Raw genomic sequence first — 16,091 nt, 5'->3', positions numbered from 1 at the left:
CGGGCAAGTGGTCCCGGCGTACCGGATCGGCCGCCTCTTCGAGCGAATTACCAGTGTTCCCTGATTCCGCGGGAAGACCCTGCCCGGACCCGCGGGTGCGGAGAATCCGACTGGAGGAGACCATGTCCGAGAGGGCGTCCGGAGTTCGCGCCGGACCGGGGAGACTTCCCACGATCTGGAGGGCGGTCTCGGTCATCGCGCTCGCCGCTTTGGCGATGACCGCGGTGGCGGTGCCGGTGCTGGGTGGAGTGCCGCTGTGGATGGCCGACTTCCAGGTCTATCACGAGGTCGCGAAAGCGGTATTCGCCGGCGTTCCGCTGTACGAGGTGAAAGTGGATACGGCGGCTCTGACCGGAATCGCGTTCACCTACCCTCCGTTCTCGGCGTTGGTTTTCACTCCTTTGTCCTTGCTGCCCACCGGTTTCGAGGCGATACTCTGGACCTACGCTTCACTACTGGGCCTCGGCGTGATTCTGTGGATTTCGCTCGGCCTCGCGGGGGTCACCGCCCGAAACCGCCGCCTCCGGCTGCTGATACTGGGAATGGTCGTCGCGCCGGTGCTCACCCCGGTCCTGATGAATCTGATGCTGGGGCAGGTCAACATCTTCATCGTCCTGCTCGTGCTGCTCGACTTCTCACCGCTGATGCCCGCGAAATGGCGCGGCATGCTGATCGGCGTCGCCGCCGGACTGAAGCTCACCCCGTTGATCTTCATCGGCTATCTACTGTGCACCGGGCGGCGAAGGAGCGCCTTGACCGCCACAGCCGCGTTCGCCACCACGATCGCCGCCGGCTTCCTGGTCCTGCCCGGGGAATCCAGCGCATATTGGTTACGAGGACTGCTGTTGGACACCGGCAGGGTGACCGATATCAGCGCGGCGGTCAACCAGTCGTTGCCCGGCCTGTTCGCGCGGTCGGCAGGTTCCGCCACCGCGCCCGGCTGGTGGTTGCCGGTCTGCCTGGTGGTCGCGCTGCTCGGCCTGCTCCTCGCGCGATGGGCGCACGGACAGGGCAACGACCTGGCGGGGCTGCTGGTGGCGGCGTTCACAGGTCTGGCGGTGGCCCCGATCTCGTGGCCCCACCACGCGATCTGGGTCGTGCCCGTGCTGGTCTGGCTCTCCGTCGTGACCTGGCGGGCGGGATCCGTGCTGCCGAAGGTGGTGTCGTCGGTGGTGACGCTGTGGTGGCTGGTGCCGGTCTACTGGCTGTCGGCACCGGACAAGGCCACTCCCGACCTGACCGCCGGGGAACAGGTGACGATCGCGTTGACCAGCTATCTCGCGCTCACGGTGGTGGCGGTGGCCTCGCTGCCCGTGTGGCTGCCCCGCGTACGCGCTCCACGGCTCGGGCCGGAGGTCAATCGATCGATGTAGCCGGCGGCGTCATCCGAACGACTTCCGGCCCATCAATGAGATCACTTCGTGCGACGCGGACGTCGCCCTGGTGCTCCTAGATTCGAATCACAGGCGAAACGGACCACGAAACGGCGTCCGCCTGAGTCGAGAACAGGAGAGGTGACCAGCATGGATCCCGCGGACAGGACAGGCGCCGATGTCGCGGCACGGCAGGCGATCGCCCCGGGACTGACCCTCGCGCAGACGCGGACACAATGGGCGTTCGCCGCGTTCTCGGCCCTCAACGCCGCGGTGATATTCCCCGGCGACAACGCCATCCTTCCGCTCATCCAGAGTCTCGGCTTCGCGGGCTATCTCCTCGCCGCCGCCATCTCCGCCTATTGCGGGCTACGCTCCGGAACCTCGCAGGCCCGCCGGATCGCCATCGTGTTCCATCTGCTGTTCGTCCCGGTGCAGTTCCTGTTCAGCTTTCCCGGCCCGCTTCCGCTCGCCGGGATGCTGTTCTCGGCGGTGATCCTCGGCTTCCTGCGTCCGGCATTTCCGAGACTGTCCCCCGGCAAACGGAAACTCTGGGTCATGCTGCACGTCGGGCTTTCGGTGAGCTGGCTCGGTATCGCGGTGTCCATGGTGGTGCTCAGCGCCGTCGGCTACACGACGGAAAGCGCCGGACTGCGGCACGGCGCCTACGAATTGATGCACGTATTCGATCTGTTCATCGTCATTCCGACGATGATGCTGTCCATCCTCACCGGCCTGGTGGTCTCGCTGGGCAGCAAATGGGGTCTGGTCAAGCACTGGTGGGTGCTGCTCAAACTCGTGATCGCCCTGAGCATTCCGGCGGTCGCGATCGTGGAAAGCCAATGGGTGCAGGAACTCGCCGCCCGGACCGCCGATCCGGCCGCCGAACCCGGCGGTACGGGACTGACGCTGCTGATCTGCATGATCGCGTTTTCGGCCGCGCTGTGGACGGCTACCTACCTGTCCGTTTTCAAGCCGGGCGGGAAGACCCGCTGGGGGAAGAAGAACACCGAGCGCGAACGCGCCGCACGGGAGAAGAAGACGGCCGGCGAGGGCGCGGGCGTGCCGGGACAGCGTGTCCCCGCCCAGGATCGTGCCACCGCCGAGCCTTACCGAGGAGGAAAGAACTGATGGGGGAAACGCGACCGCCCGCCGCACGGGCCCGGGCGCTGCTGAAGATCTACGGCGAGGCGGGCGCCGGCGTGACCGCGCTGGACAACGTGAACCTGGACATCCCCGCCGGGAGATTCACCGCGATCATGGGGCCTTCTGGCTCCGGGAAGTCCACGTTGATGCACTGCCTCGCCGGCCTGGACGTCCCCACCGGTGGCCAGGTCTTCGTGGGCGACACCGAACTGACCGGGCTCGACGACGACCGGCTCACGGTGCTGCGCCGCACGGAACTCGGATTCATCTTCCAGGCCTTCAACCTGGTGCCCACCCTGTCGGCCCGCGAAAACATCGTGCTGCCCCTGACGATCGCGGGCAGGAAGGCCGATCCCGTGCACTTCGGCAATCTCGTCGCGGCCTTCGGGCTTTCCGAACGGCTCGATCACCGGCCGGGGCAACTCTCCGGCGGCCAGCAGCAGCGGGTGGCCTGTGCGCGGGCGCTGATCACCCGGCCGAAGGTGATCTTCGCCGACGAGCCCACCGGGAGCCTGGATTCCCGCAGCAGCGGACAGATTCTGCGATTCCTGCGGAGCGCGGTCGACGAATTCGACCAGACGGTCGTGATGGTCACGCATGATCCGCTCGCCGCCGCCTACGCCGACCAGGTCGTCTTCCTCGCCGACGGCGCCCTGCTCGACAGCATCGAGGCGCCCACGGCCGAACGCGTCCACGCGCGCATGCTCCAGTTCGACCGCGCGGCCGCGCCAGGCGTCGCGTCGTCCACCGCCCGCGCTCTCAAGGCGTTCTGACATGTGGCGAACCGTCATGGCGACGTTGCGGGGAAACTGGTCGCGCCTGGTGCTCACGTTCGTCACGGTGCTACTGGGTGCGACCTTCGTGTCCGGGGCGCTGGTCGTCAGCACGAGCCTGTCCGAGGGGCAGCAACCCCTGCGGGAGGGCCTGGACGTCTTGGTCACCCCCCTGGGGCGTGGCGTCGGCGAAGACGAGGCACAGCTCAGCCAAGGCGGGCAGGGCCGGGTATCGCTGGAGGAAAAGGAACGCACCAGGCTGGCCGGGATTCCCGGAGTGACCGCCGCGACCGGCGTCGTGGAGGGCTACGCCGCGGTCGCGGGCACGGACGGCAAGGTCCTGCTGTCCGAAGGCTTCGAAGTCAGGATGACCGGCAGCAACTGGACCGGGACGGACCGGATGTCGCTGGTCACCGGCCGGGCCCCGGCCGGGCCGTCCGAGGTGGTCCTGGCGGACTCCGTCGCCACCGCGGGCGGGATCGCCGTCGGCGACACCACGACCGTGCTCTACGGCGGCGGAAAGTTCCAAGCCGCGGTGGTGGGCGTCTACGACTACCGGCCCCATGGCCGGGAGCCGGGCTCCTCCCCCACCGTCGCGTTCGACACCGCGACCGCACAGCGATTGCTGCTGCGTCCGGGAAGCTTCACCAGCGTCGAGATCACCGCGGCGGCGGGAACGCCGGAGAGCGCGGTGGCGGCCGCCGTCGCGGATGCCACGCCCGACGGCTTCACCACCGTCGATCGTGCCGGGCTCAGCGCCACGCTGCGCGCCACGACCTCGGAAATCTCCTCCGCGCTGTCCGCCACCGTGCTGGCCTTCACCGGAATCGCGCTGGTCGTCGGGATCACGTTGATCGTGAACACCTTCTCGATGCTGGTGGCCCGCCGTGGGCGTGAGCTGGCCCTGCTACGGGCCGTCGGCGCGACGCGGCGTCAGGTCCGTCGTTCGGTACTGCTGGAAGCCGCCGTGGTGGGGGTGCTCGGTTCCGTGACCGGGCTGGCCATCGGCAGCCTGCTGGCCCTTCCGGTGGTGACGTACGCGGCAGAACTGAACCCCTCCCTCGACGGCGGCGTGGTGATCGGCCTGCCCGCCGTGCTCGGCACGCTCCTGGTCGGCACCGGCACGACGGTGGTCGCCGCCTGGTTGCCCGCACGCCGGGCGGCTTCGGTATCCCCGGTGGCGGCACTGGGCGGTGAACGGCTCGAGGAGGAGAAGGGCTCGCGCTGGCTGCTGCGGACCGGGCTCGCGGTGGTGACCCTCTCGGTCCTCCTGCTGATCGTCGCCACGCTCGGTGACGGCACCGCGGGCCGGGCATCCGGCATGCTCGGGGCACTGGGTCTGCTGCTGGGAGCGGTGATCTGCGCCCGCTGGCTCAGCGGACCGGTGCTCGGCCTCCTCGGCAGGCCGTTGCGGCGGGGGACCCTCGGCGGGATGGCGCTCCGCAACACCCAGCGCAATCCCCGGCGAACGGCGGCGACCGCGACCGCGCTGACGATAGGCGTGGCCATCGCCGTCGGCATCACCATCTTCTCGACCACCATCTCCACGATCAGCGAACGCGATCTCGGCGACGCCTTCGTCGGCGGGATCGTGGTCACCAACGTGGCAGGCGGGCAGATCGGCGAGGACACCGGACGGCGAGTGGAGGAGGTGCCTTCCGTGACCGCGGTCAGCACCTTGCGCACCGATCGGGTTCTCCTGGACGGCAAGGAGATTCGTGCCGGCAGCACGGACGTCGCCGCGTTCGGCCGAACCGTCGCCGTGAAACTCGAACAAGGCGACCTCGCGGATCTGTCGCGAGGCGTGTTCGTCGCGAAGGCCGTCGCCGAGGAGCGGGGCTGGTCGCTGGGACGACGGGTGGAGCTGAGCTCGCCCGGCGGGGCGGGCACACCGGTGGAGATCACCGGGATCTTCGCCGAGGCGACGATCCTGGGCCAGCTCGTGGTGCCACCCGCGCTCGCCGACACACACTTCCGGCCGGGTGACGGAAACCCCATGGTGGTGGCGACCGCGCCGGGCGCCGACCGGCAGGCCGTGGAAGGAGCCTTGCGACAGGCTCTCTCCAGCCGGTCCGATCTCGCCGTCATGAGCGCGCCGGAGTACGTGCGCAGCCGCATCAGCGAGGTCGACGTGTACCTCGGTGCGGTCACCGGGCTCCTGGGGCTGTCCGTGTTGATCGCCTTCCTTGGCATCATCAACACCCTGTCCCTCTCGGTGCTCGAGCGAGGCAGAGAACTGGGCCTGCTCCGCGCCACCGGGATGACCCGGCGGCAGATCCGCGGACTCGTCCGCGTCGAATCCGTGCTGATCGCCGCGCTGGGCGGGGTGATCGGGGTCGTGGCCGGGGTCGTGCTCGGCGCGATGATGCAGAACTTCATCCTGTCTCGCGGGGTCTTCGACCTCGTGGTGCCGCCGACGATTTTGCTGGCCCTGCTCGGGATTTCGCTGGGCGGGCTACTGGCGGCCTCCTGGCCTGCCCGCCGCGCGGCGCGGGTGAACGTGGTACGTGCGATCACCGTCGACTGACGGTGCGTCCGGGCGGTTCGCGTCGCGAACCGAATTCAGCTGAGGAGTGGTCCTGTGACCTATGTGATTACCAGTCCGTGCACCGACGTCAAGGATCGGTCGTGTGTGGACGTCTGCCCCGTCGACTGTATCCACGACTCGGGTGCGCAGATGGTGATCGACCCGGTGGAGTGCATCGACTGCGGTGCGTGCGTACCGGAATGCCCCGTCGAGGCGATCTTCTTCGAAAGCGACGTGCCGGACGACGAACGGGAATCAGTGGCGCGCGCGGAGTCGTTCTTCGACACGGGGAACGCGTAGTGACACCGGTTTCCGGACGGGCGTTTCACCCGCCCGTCCGGAAACCCGCCCGCTCAATAACGCTCAGCGGTCACCGTCGTCTCCGACACGTGCACGATCTGCCCGTCGGCGTCCACGGCCGTGCCGGTTCCGTGGGAGGTGAAGGTGTCTTCCGACGTCAGGGTTCCTTCGTGGTCCACGTGTACGTCGAAAGCGAACTTGTTGTCGTCGTCGAAGGCCTGCTCGCGGAAGGCGAACCGGAACCCTTCCCTGGTACGTCGCCACTTCCCGATACCGGTGGTCTGACTTCCGGTGTTGGTCTGGATCATGAGACCCTCGGCGGTGAAAGCGAACAAGCCGCGTTCGTTCCTGGTCCCGTCCGCGAAAGTCACGTGGACCGCCCAGGTCCCTTCCGGACTCCGCGGACGGGTTCTCAGGTCGGTGTCGGTTTCCGCGTCCCTCGTCGTCGCCAGGTCGTCTTCTTGAGTGGCCATGTCCCCCTCCGGGATCGCTGGTGACAATTGTCGAATGCCCCCTGTATGGCCTAATTTAGCAAGACGTCGACGAGTCGTCCGTGCTTTTCAGGTTTTCCTCAGGAAGGGCCGCACCAGCGGCTTGGGAACGACTCTTCGGTTCGCGACGGCGAGCTCGTTCACCACCGCACCGGCAGATTCGCCAGCGCGCGAGCGGTAAGTCCCGTTTTGAGTTCGATTTCCGCGGGGGCCACCGCCAGCCGGAGAGTGTCCGGCATGTTCCGTAAAAGCGCGTAAAGCGCCTCTTGCATCTCCAGTCTCGCCAGTTGCGCGCCGAGACAATGATGGATTCCGTAGCCGAAGGCCATATGCGGATTACTCGCCCGGCTCAATTCGACCTCGGCCGGCCGGTCGAACACATCGGAATCGTGATTGGCCGAGCCGAGCGCGGCGAGCACGGCGTCGCCGGCCCGGATGGTCACGTCACCGAGCCGAACGTCTTCGAGTGCCACCCTCAGCTGTGTTCCTGTCAACGCGAAGGTGTTGTGCCGCAGCAGTTCTTCGATGGCGCTCGGAACGAGTTCCGGCGCGCCGTACAACCGTGCCAGCAGCTCGGGCAAGCGGAGCAGGGTGAACAGCGCGGTACTCAGAGTGCTCGCGGTGCTCATGTGGCCGACCGTGATCAGAATGAGCGCGAAGCTGACCAGCTCGGTCTCCGAAAGCCTGTCCTGCTCGTCACGAGCCGCGATCAGCACACTGAGGAGGTCGTCGGCCGGGTGGACCCGCTTCTCCCCGACCAGCTCGACGAGGAACCGCTCGATCGCGGCTCGCGCCGTCCGCACCTCCTCACGCGTGTGCGCGGACAGACTGAAGATCACGTCCGTCCACGCGTGCAGGGTCGCGAAATCCGCGTAGGGCACACCGAGCAGTTCGAAGATCACCTTGCTCGGGAGCACGGCGGTGAACTGTGCGAGCAGATCGGCGGAACGCGGTCCGCTCGCCACGTCACGCATCAGCTCGTTGGCGAGTGCTTCGACCCGCGGCCGCAGCGCTTCGATCCTGCGGTAGGTGAAGGCCGGGGCGACCAGCCGTCGCAACCGGGTGTGATCGGGCGGGTCCATGCCGAGAATGGTTTCCGGACCGGGGCTGGTGTTCCCCATCCGCGGGCCGCCCGGCCGTTCGGCGGCCGCGCGGCTGAACCGGGCGTCGCCCAGGATCGCGCGGACGTCCGCATACCGGGTGACCAGCCAGGCGCGGTCCCCCGACGGCAGTGTCACCTCGGCCACGGGCTGCCGCGCGCGCAACCTGGCGAACTCGACGGGCATGGTGAACCCTGGCGGCGGTGAGAAGGGGAAGTCGAGACCGGTGAGTCCCGTGGACATGGCGCACTCCTTCGCGAAGGCGGTTAGGCGAGTCCTGCGCGGTCCAACGCTTCCGCGGCCACACGCAAGATGGACTGTTGTTCCTCGGTCGTGCGCGCGAACGGCGACAAGGCCAATGTGGTCACGCCCGCTTCGGCGTACGCGGTCATCTTTTCCGCGATCCGTTCGAGGGGACCGAGCAGTGCCGTCGCGTCGACGAAGCCGAACGGCACGGCCGCGGCGGCACCGGCGTGATCACCCGACGCGTACCGGTCGTACACCTCGTCGGCTTCGTCCGGATAGCCCATGCGTTTCATGAGGGCGTGGTAGAAGCTGTGTTCCTTGGTGCCGAGACTGACGAACCGGGCGATGTAGTGCCGGACGGCGTCCGCCGCCTCGCCCGGCGACCGGCCGACGACGACCGGCACCGAAGGGATCACCTCGAATCCCTTGTGCGGCAAGCCCGCCTTGTCACGGCCCGCGTGGATGCGAGGAACCGCTTCGGCGATCCGCTCCGGTGAACAGAAGACACCGAACCAGCCGTCGGCGACCTCGCCCGCGAGTTCGAGGCTGCGCGGCCCGATGGCCGCCAGGTAGATCGGTATCGCCGAACCAAGGGGCCCGCCGAACTGGTGGAAGGGTTCACCTCGTGCACCGGGAAGCGGCAGTTCGTTGAAGTCGCCTCGATAGCTCACGGGCTCGTCGTTCAACGCGAGCCGCACGATCTCGACGTACTCCCTGGCGCGGCCCAGGGGCCGGTCGAATCGGACACCGTGCCAGCCCTCGGTGATGTGCGCGTTGGAGACCCCGAGTCCCAGCCGGACGCGCGCCGGGGCCAAGGTCTCCAGGGTGGCCGCCGTCATCGCGGTCATCACCGCCGAACGCGCGGGCATCTGGAGCACACCGGTGGCGAGACCGATGTGTTCGGTTCGCCCCGCCAGCAGCCCGAGCACGCTTATCGCGTCCGTGCGGTACCCCTCGGGCACGAAGGCGACGTCATAGCCGAGCCGTTCCGCGGCCAGTGCCACGGCCGGTGCGCCATGGGGCGCGACGTTCACCCCGAGCTTCATCGGTCCTCCTCCGAACGCGACGGTCGTGATCAGGTGATGGTGACGGCGACGGCGGTGCAGGCCAGGGCGACCAACGCCAAAGCGGTGCGCACGAAATGCCATCGGCGCCACAGGGGTCTCGGATCGTGCCAGTCCTCGGGCATCCGATCCGGGTCCAGTTCCCTGGTCTGCCGGTTGATCGGCACGTTGCACCAGTGGGACACCACCGACACCCCGGCCAGTGCGACCGCGGCGCCACCGAAGAGCAGCACGGCGGCGATCCCCGGCGCCGCCACCGCGAGCACGATCTCGACGAGGGTCGAACCCAGTACCAGCACCGGCATGGTGGGATCCCAATTGCGCCCGAGCAGTTTCTGCGCGTAGACGTAACGGCCGGGCGGCATGGCGATCAATGCGGGCAAGGTGCTCAACGCGACCGCGAACAGCACACCGGCCACCGTGCCACTACCCATCACGGCCAGCACACCGAGCAGGTCGGCTACCGCTCCGCTCATCAGGGAGCGTCTGGTTCGTCGGCCGAAAGCTGGGAGATGCAGCGCATGGTGCTCCTCTCGAAGGTCTTGGTGAACCCCTCGACGGAGCCCGTGTCCCTCGGCTTGGCGAGATAGGGCTTGAGCCTGCGCTCGACCTCGCGTACACCGGGCTGGGTCGCCATGAACCGCGCGATGTCGGCCAGCTCGCCCTCATACTCCACGAACCGCACCATGATGTCGTTCTCGATGAACACCGCGGTCGACAGGATGCGCCCGGCTTCGTTGCCGTCGGCGTCGAGCACCACCGGCGTTCCGGTGCGTTTGAAGTCGGCGAAGATCTCGGCGATCCGGTCTTCGCAGCCTGCCTTGATCCCGTATCTGATCGCTGTGATGGGCATTGCGGACTCCTTGGTTCGAGGGTCAGCTCGCCGGCGCGACGGAGACGCCGGCCCTTCGTTCGAGCAGTGAAGTGTCGTGGGTTCCTTCGCGGAAGGAAGGATTCCGGATGATCTCGCGGAGCGCGTCCCTGGTGGTCCGGATCCCGGGGCCTTCGATCCGGAACTCGGCCAGCGCGCGGTCCATCCTGGCGAGCGCCTGCACTCGGTCCGGCGCCCAGACGATCACCTTGGCCAGCAACGAGTCGTAGTCCGGCGGCACGCGCCAGCCGGGGTAGGCGTGCGTGTCGACCCGGACGAACGGGCCGGCGGGCGGGGAGAATTCGACGAGCCTGCCGGGACAGGGAGCGAAATCCCGGCCGGGATCCTCCGCGTTGATCCGGCACTCCACCGCGACGCCGCGCGGTCTGATGTCCTCCTGGCGGAAGGAAAGCGGCAGACCCGCCGCGATCAGGAGCTGTTCGCGGACGAGATCGATCCCGGTCACCATTTCCGTCACCGGATGCTCGACCTGGATGCGCGAGTTGACCTCCATGAAGGCCGCCTCCTCACCGGACACCAGGAACTCGAAGGTGCCCGCGCCGGTGTAGCCGACAGCTCGCGCTCCCGCCGCCGTCGCCGCGGCGAGTCTCTCGGCCAGCCCCGCGGGCAACTGGGGTGCGGGGCTCTCTTCGATGAGTTTCTGATGGCGCCGCTGCACCGAGCAGTCGCGCTCACCGAGGCAGACGACTTCGCCGTGCTCGTCGGCGACCAACTGGATCTCGACGTGCCTGGCGTGCTCCCAGAAACGCTCCAGGTACACGCGTTCGTCGCCGAACACCGCCCGGGCCGTCGCACTGGTCGACCGGTAGGTCGGCAGCAACGCCGCCCAGTCACGGACGATCGCCATTCCGCGGCCGCCCCCGCCCGCCGATGCCTTGATGATCAACGGCAAGCCGATCCGCCGGGCCGCCGCGAGCACCTCGGCGGTGCCGTTCACCGGTTCCGTCGTGCCGGGGAGCAGTGGCAGCCCCGCCTCACTCATCAGGCGCCTGGCCAGGGACTTGTCTCCCAGCCGCGCCATCACGTCCGGTCGCGGGCCGACGAAGACGAGCCCGTTGTCCACACAGATCTCCGCGAAATCCGGGTCCTCGGAAAGGAAGCCGTATCCGGGGTGGACCGCTTGTGCCCCGGTCCGCAAGGCGACCTCGATCAGCGCGGGCGGATACAGATAGCTCCGCTTGGCCGGACCGGGGCCGATCTGGACGGCTTCGTCGGCGGCGAGCACGGCGGCCGATTCCTTGTCCACCGTGGAATGCGCGACCACCGTCCGGATACCCATCTCACGGCAGGTCCGGACGACCCGCAGCGCGATCTCGCCCCGGTTGGCCACCAAAACGGTGTCGAAGGCGGGTTTCATTCCGGCTTCTCCGATTCGATGGCGATCAGTGCCTGGTCGTACTCGACAGGCTCGGCATCGGCGACGAGGATCCGCGTCACCCGGCCCGCCCGGTCCGCGACGATCGGGTTCATCAGCTTCATCGCCTCCACGATCGCCACCTGCCTGCCGGGCTCGACCAGGTCGCCGATACTCACGAACGGCTTGGCGCCGGGCTCCGGTGCGAGGTAGCAGGTGCCGACCACCGGTGTACGGATCACCGGCGTGTCGGCCGGACTCACCGAAGGCCCGGACGTCACCGGCTCCGGCGCGGCGGGCGCTCGCGGGCCTTCGACGGTGGGCCACTCCACGTCGATGGCCGCGCCGCCCAGCCGCACCGTCGCGCGCGTGGGCATCCGGTCGGTCGTGGTGACGACCTCGGCCAGGCTGCGGCAGAGGATCTCCATCGCGTCGTCGGCGCCCAGCTTGAGCATTTCGGTCTCGATCCCCAGTACGTCCGACAGGTCCCGGCTCGTGGTGAACTCGGGATGTCTTTCGATCATTTCTCCGTCTCCCTGGTCTTCGGGCCGGCTTCGGCCGTGCCGAATCGCCGGAACCTCGCACGTCTCGCCGCCACCAGGCCGGCACCGTCCCGGCCGTGCAGTTCGCGCAGCGCGCAGATCACCGCGTCGCGCACGAGCGCGCTGGCGGCCGCCGGATCGCGGTGCGCGCCACCCGGCGGTTCGGGCACCACCCCGTCGACCACCCCGAGGGCCAGCAGCGACTCCGCCCCCACCCTCAGCGCCCGGGCGGCGGCGGTCACGGCGTGCGTGTCCGAACCGCGCCAAAGGATCGCCGCGCACCCCTCCGGGCTGATGACCGAGTACGTGGCGTTCTCGCACACCAGGACACGGTCCGCGACGGCCAGCGCCAGCGCGCCGCCGCTGCCGCCCTCGCCGGTGATCACGGTGACCACGGGCACCGGAAGTCCGCCCATCACTCGCAGGCACTCGGCGATCGCGTTCGACTGCCCGGTCCGCTCGGCCTCCGGCCCCGGATGGGCGCCGGGGGTGTCGACCAGGGTGACCACCGGTATCCCCAGTTTGGCGGCCAGCCGCATCAACCGGACCGCCTTGCGGTAGCCGGCCGGCGACGGCATACCGAAGTCGTGACGCACCAGCTCTTCGGTGGTCCGGCCCTTCTGGTGACCGATCACCAGCACCGGCAAGCCGTTCAGCTCGGCCAGGCCGCCCACGATCGCCGGGCTGTCGGCACCGGCACGATCACCGTGCAGTTCGACGAAGCCGTCGGTCCAGTTCGCGAGATGATCGAGTGCGGTCGGCCTGCCGAGGAGCCGGGAACGCCGGACCACTTCTTCGACGGCCGGAGGCGACAGGGTTCCGGGGTCCCGCAACACGGGGTCGGCCACCCCGTCCGCCCAGCCGTCCGCCGGTTTCGCCGCCGCTCCCAGCAGGACCGCCAGGAGCCGCGGGAGTTCCTTCCGGGGCGCGACGCCGTCGATCAGGCCGTGCCCGAACAGGAACTCCGCGGTCTGGAACGACTCGGGCAGCTCTTCCCGGATGGTCTGCTCGATCACCCGGCGCCCGGCGAATCCCATTCTCGCCCCGGGTTCGGCGATGATCACGTCCGACAGGGTCGCGAAGGACGCCGCCACCCCGCCGAAGGTCGGATCGGTGACCAGGGTGACGGTCAGCAGCCCCGCCTCGTCGAGAGCGGCCATGGCGTTGCTCGTCCTCGCCATCTGCATCAGCGACAGCGCGCCCTCCTGCATCCGCGCCCCGCCGGACGCGGTGATCACGAGCAGCGGCGTCCGCCCGGCCAACGCCGTTTCCGCGGCGGTCGCGATCGCCTCCCCCGCCGCCGAACCGAGACTGCCGCCCAGGAACCGGAAGTCCATCGCCGCCACGACGATCGGGTGGCCGCCCACCGTCGCCGACACCACCCGAACCGCGTCGTCGAGCCCGGTTTCCCGCCGGGCACGGTCCAGCCGTTCGGGGTAGGGCACCAGATCGGCGAACCCCAGCGGATCGTGCACCGCGGCCCCGGGTTCCACCGGGCTGATCGATCCCGGGTCCACCAAGGCGTCGAGCCGATCGTGCACGGTCAGCCTGCTGTGCCAGCCGCAGCCGGGACAGACCTTGGCCATCCGCGCGAAACGTTTGCCGTACACCAGCATCCGGCACTGTCCGCAGGACACCCAGTCGGGGCCCGGATCGCGCTCGATGCTGCCGGCGGCGCCCACGGTCGCCGTCATCGGGTCCTCCTCTTCCTCGAGTTCCGAACCGCTGATGGTGGCTCGCCGTCGTCGGACGGCGGCGCGAATCCACCCATACAGCCGCCCAGGATCCGCAGCGACCACACCAGCGCTCCCCCGGCCCTGCGCCACCGGCCGAGGGAACGCCGTACGTGTTCGCGGTGATCGGGAACGGGTGAACGCATGCCGGCTCTCCTGCTCAGTAGGCCGCGCGGACCTGATAGATGTCGAACGGCCTCGACAGCCGTTTGTCCCGGAACGGGCGCAGCGGCGCCGTCTGGCCCCGGTGCTCCGCTCCGCGCTCCCACTCCTGGAAGGCGGTGACGTCGCTCCACGAACTGACCACCACGAACCCGCTCGGGTCCGATATGGACCGCAGCAACTCGTTGCCCAGCAGCCCGGGGACACCGGCAAGCCTGGCGCTGGACTCGTGGTAGGCGGCCTCGATCCGGTGCGGTTCCTCGGCTTCGTGGTACAGCAGCACCCGCACCCCGCCGCTCACCGGGCTCGTTCCCAGTCACGATGGGACTCCGAACTCGCGGTGCCCGGCAGATAGGCCACCACGCTCATGGTGGTCATCGAGCCGCCGGACCGGAACGGATGCAGCTTCCGCCGGTGCTCCAGATGACGGTCGCTGGTCTCGAATTCGCGGAACAGCGGCTCGTTCACCCAATCGCTGACGATGTAGTAGACGCCTTCGTCTTCCGCACGGGAGAGCCACTGGCCGAGATTGGCCGGGTGAGACGTCACGGAATCGCCTATCTCCAGCCAAACCCGCTCGAAGTCCCGTTCCGCACCGGGTTTGATCTGCATCCGCAGCATCACGCGGAAGACCGACTCGCCCATCACGAGATCCCCCCGTCGACCGGGATCACTCCACCGGTCACGTACCTGGCCAGGTCACTGGCCAGGAACCGCACCACGTCGCTGACTTCCTCGGGGGAACCGAGCCTGCCGAGCGAGGTCTTGTCCGAATAGCGGGTGACCATCGCGTCCCGCTGCTCCGTCGGCAGGGCTTCCAGCGCTTCGGTGTGGATCATGCCCAGCGAGAGCACGTTGAACCGGATCCCTTGTGGACCGAACTCCCGCGCCAGCGTGCGGTTCAGGCCGTGCAACGCGGCCTTGGTGGCGGTGTAGTGGGCACGCAACGGAATGCCGACCTCGATGGATTTGGAGCTGATCCCGATCACCGAGCCGCCGTCGGTGAGCAGCGGCAGCGCCTGCTGGACGACCAGATGCACCGCCGTCAGGTTGGTGTCCACGATGCGCTGCCATTCGGCGACCTCCAGTTCCAGGTAGGGGACGTGGCTGATCGCGGCCGCGTTGTTGACCACGATGTCCAGCCGGCCCAGCCTGGTCCTGCATTCACCGAGGAGGTCCACGACCTGGGCGGGATCGGCGAGATCCGCGGGCAGCACATGATGGCGGCCGCCGATCTCCTCGAGTTCACGTTCGAGCGACGCGGCCGCTTCCTTGTCCTGCCTGAAACAGGTGACGACCTCCACGCCGTCCCTGGCGAGCGCCAGCACGATGCCGCGTCCCACTCCCCGGGTGCCCCCGGTGACGAGCGCCTTCTTGCCTTTCAGACCGAGGTCCATCTTCCACTCCGTGTCCTGGTCGGATCGATGATCTTTCACAACAGCAACCCCACCGCGACGCAGTTGGCCAGCAGCGCTGACGTCGCCGACGCGGTCCGAGCCCGGTTCCAGCCGCCCCAATGACGGCGGGGGTCTCGCTCCGCGAAGTCGCCCGGCAGGTTTTCCGGGTCCAGTGTGCGAATCCATTTGTTGACAGGGACGTTCTTCACCAGCGAGATGGCGATCGTGACCGCCGCCAACAGGCCGGCCGCGGCGAACAGCACCCGGGCACCCACCGGGTCCGTCACCAGGACGAGCACGCCGTCGCCGAGTACCGTGCCGAGGAAACAAAGGGGCATGAACGGGTCGTAGCGTGTCGAGAAGAACCCGTGCGCCTGCACATAGCGCGGGGCGGAGAGGGTCTCCAGCAAGGGCCAGCCGCCCAGCTGGGTTCCCATCAGCACTCCTGCCGCCAGCCCGTTCGCGAGCAGCACCAGCGGGATCGCGATCTCGAGCACCACACACCTCCAGCCGCGTGGTCGATCAGCCGACGGCCGTGTGGTCGCGCGCGGCCGCTTCGATCTTGTCCTTGATCAAGCGCATCTGGACCGGGGTGTTACGGTCCAGGCGTTCGCGCATCGCCTCGTCTCCGATGGGTGCCTGGGGCTTCATCTCGAAGTCCTGCACCCAGCGCATGCGTACCCCCCGCTCGGTCTGCACGTACTCCCAGAAGATCCACATGTACTTGAACGGGCCGGTTTCCACCCGCTGGGAGCGCACGGTCCTGGTCGCCGCATCCGGCGTCCTGGCCGAAACCCAGCTCCACACCTTCCCGTTCTCGTCCGGGTGCAACGAAAGCCGGAAGAGGATCGTCTCGTCCCGTCGTTCCAGGACGGTCGCCTCCGAGTACTCGCTGAAGAGCCACGTCCAGGATTCGATGTCGTTGGTCATCTCCCAGACCAGCTCCATGGGTGCGTCGACGACGATCTCGTTGTCGGTATGCCCGGCCATG

General features: G+C 68.4%; 18 protein-coding genes. 5 read left to right on the top strand and 13 right to left on the bottom strand.

Annotated elements, in window-relative coordinates:
* The first annotated feature begins 122 nt into the window (after positions 1–122).
* The 5 genes from ACZ3HL_RS00480 (at position 123) to ACZ3HL_RS00460 (ending at position 6,119) form a co-directional block, all read left to right on the top strand.
* Positions 123–1,373, top strand: a complete 1,251-nt coding sequence (locus ACZ3HL_RS00480) for a glycosyltransferase 87 family protein (RefSeq protein ID WP_465416595.1) — start codon at positions 123–125, stop codon at positions 1,371–1,373.
* Between the two features lie 150 nt (positions 1,374–1,523).
* Positions 1,524–2,504 carry a hypothetical protein gene (locus tag ACZ3HL_RS00475; RefSeq protein WP_465527752.1) on the top strand — a complete coding sequence of 327 codons (981 nt, stop codon included), beginning with the start codon at positions 1,524–1,526 and terminating at the stop codon, positions 2,502–2,504.
* Positions 2,504–3,292, top strand: a complete 789-nt coding sequence (locus ACZ3HL_RS00470; protein WP_465416599.1) for an ABC transporter ATP-binding protein — start codon at positions 2,504–2,506, stop codon at positions 3,290–3,292. Before ACZ3HL_RS00475 ends, ACZ3HL_RS00470 begins: the two co-directional genes overlap by 1 nt.
* A 1-nt stretch (position 3,293) precedes the next feature.
* Positions 3,294–5,819, top strand: coding sequence for an FtsX-like permease family protein (locus tag ACZ3HL_RS00465; RefSeq protein ID WP_465527750.1), 2,526 nt, complete (start codon positions 3,294–3,296; stop codon positions 5,817–5,819).
* Positions 5,820–5,873: 54 nt separating this feature from the next.
* A complete protein-coding gene (locus tag ACZ3HL_RS00460; protein WP_465416604.1) occupies positions 5,874–6,119 on the top strand; it encodes an indolepyruvate ferredoxin oxidoreductase subunit alpha in 246 nt (81 codons plus the stop codon).
* 53 nt (positions 6,120–6,172) lie between these two features.
* Here ACZ3HL_RS00460 and ACZ3HL_RS00455 read toward each other — a convergent pair whose 3' ends face one another.
* The 13 genes from ACZ3HL_RS00455 to ACZ3HL_RS00395 form a co-directional block, all read right to left on the bottom strand.
* Positions 6,173–6,592: a hypothetical protein gene (locus tag ACZ3HL_RS00455; protein WP_465416606.1), complete on the bottom strand. Its 420-nt coding sequence runs from the start codon at positions 6,590–6,592 to the stop codon at positions 6,173–6,175.
* Between the two features lie 158 nt (positions 6,593–6,750).
* The gene (locus ACZ3HL_RS00450) at positions 6,751–7,953 is read right to left on the bottom strand and encodes a cytochrome P450 (RefSeq protein WP_465416608.1); all 1,203 of its coding nucleotides are present in this window, start codon (positions 7,951–7,953) and stop codon (positions 6,751–6,753) included.
* A gap of 23 nt (positions 7,954–7,976) precedes the next feature.
* A complete protein-coding gene (locus ACZ3HL_RS00445; RefSeq protein ID WP_465527748.1) occupies positions 7,977–9,002 on the bottom strand; it encodes an LLM class flavin-dependent oxidoreductase in 1,026 nt (341 codons plus the stop codon).
* A gap of 29 nt (positions 9,003–9,031) precedes the next feature.
* A complete protein-coding gene (locus tag ACZ3HL_RS00440) occupies positions 9,032–9,496 on the bottom strand; it encodes an anthrone oxygenase family protein (RefSeq protein ID WP_465416612.1) in 465 nt (154 codons plus the stop codon).
* A complete protein-coding gene (locus tag ACZ3HL_RS00435) occupies positions 9,496–9,873 on the bottom strand; it encodes a SchA/CurD-like domain-containing protein (RefSeq protein ID WP_465416614.1) in 378 nt (125 codons plus the stop codon). Before ACZ3HL_RS00435 ends, ACZ3HL_RS00440 begins: the two co-directional genes overlap by 1 nt.
* Positions 9,874–9,895: 22 nt before the next feature.
* The gene (locus tag ACZ3HL_RS00430; RefSeq protein ID WP_465416616.1) at positions 9,896–11,269 is read right to left on the bottom strand and encodes an acetyl-CoA carboxylase biotin carboxylase subunit; all 1,374 of its coding nucleotides are present in this window, start codon (positions 11,267–11,269) and stop codon (positions 9,896–9,898) included.
* Positions 11,266–11,790, bottom strand: coding sequence for an acetyl-CoA carboxylase biotin carboxyl carrier protein (locus tag ACZ3HL_RS00425; protein ID WP_465527746.1), 525 nt, complete (start codon positions 11,788–11,790; stop codon positions 11,266–11,268). Before ACZ3HL_RS00425 ends, ACZ3HL_RS00430 begins: the two co-directional genes overlap by 4 nt.
* Positions 11,787–13,502, bottom strand: a complete 1,716-nt coding sequence (accA, locus tag ACZ3HL_RS00420; RefSeq protein ID WP_465527744.1) for a carboxyltransferase subunit alpha — start codon at positions 13,500–13,502, stop codon at positions 11,787–11,789. Before accA ends, ACZ3HL_RS00425 begins: the two co-directional genes overlap by 4 nt.
* 199 nt (positions 13,503–13,701) lie before the next feature.
* Positions 13,702–14,004: an antibiotic biosynthesis monooxygenase family protein gene (locus ACZ3HL_RS00415; RefSeq protein ID WP_465416622.1), complete on the bottom strand. Its 303-nt coding sequence runs from the start codon at positions 14,002–14,004 to the stop codon at positions 13,702–13,704.
* Positions 14,001–14,348: an antibiotic biosynthesis monooxygenase family protein gene (locus tag ACZ3HL_RS00410; protein ID WP_465416624.1), complete on the bottom strand. Its 348-nt coding sequence runs from the start codon at positions 14,346–14,348 to the stop codon at positions 14,001–14,003. The genes ACZ3HL_RS00415 and ACZ3HL_RS00410 overlap by 4 nt, the downstream gene beginning before the upstream one ends.
* Complete coding sequence (locus ACZ3HL_RS00405; RefSeq protein WP_465416626.1) at positions 14,348–15,100, bottom strand: SDR family NAD(P)-dependent oxidoreductase; 753 nt, start codon at positions 15,098–15,100, stop codon at positions 14,348–14,350. Before ACZ3HL_RS00405 ends, ACZ3HL_RS00410 begins: the two co-directional genes overlap by 1 nt.
* 35 nt (positions 15,101–15,135) lie before the next feature.
* Positions 15,136–15,597 (bottom strand): anthrone oxygenase family protein, encoded by a 462-nt coding sequence (locus ACZ3HL_RS00400; RefSeq protein WP_465527742.1) that lies wholly within the window; start codon positions 15,595–15,597, stop codon positions 15,136–15,138.
* Positions 15,598–15,622: 25 nt separating this feature from the next.
* Positions 15,623–16,090 carry an SRPBCC family protein gene (locus ACZ3HL_RS00395; RefSeq protein ID WP_465527740.1) on the bottom strand — a complete coding sequence of 156 codons (468 nt, stop codon included), beginning with the start codon at positions 16,088–16,090 and terminating at the stop codon, positions 15,623–15,625.
* Position 16,091 lies beyond the last annotated feature (1 nt).

It is taken from the genome of Amycolatopsis sp. NPDC000009 (assembly GCF_055563465.1).
Note: the sequence above shows the minus strand (reverse complement) of the source record. Positions and strands in the feature narration are given on the sequence as shown.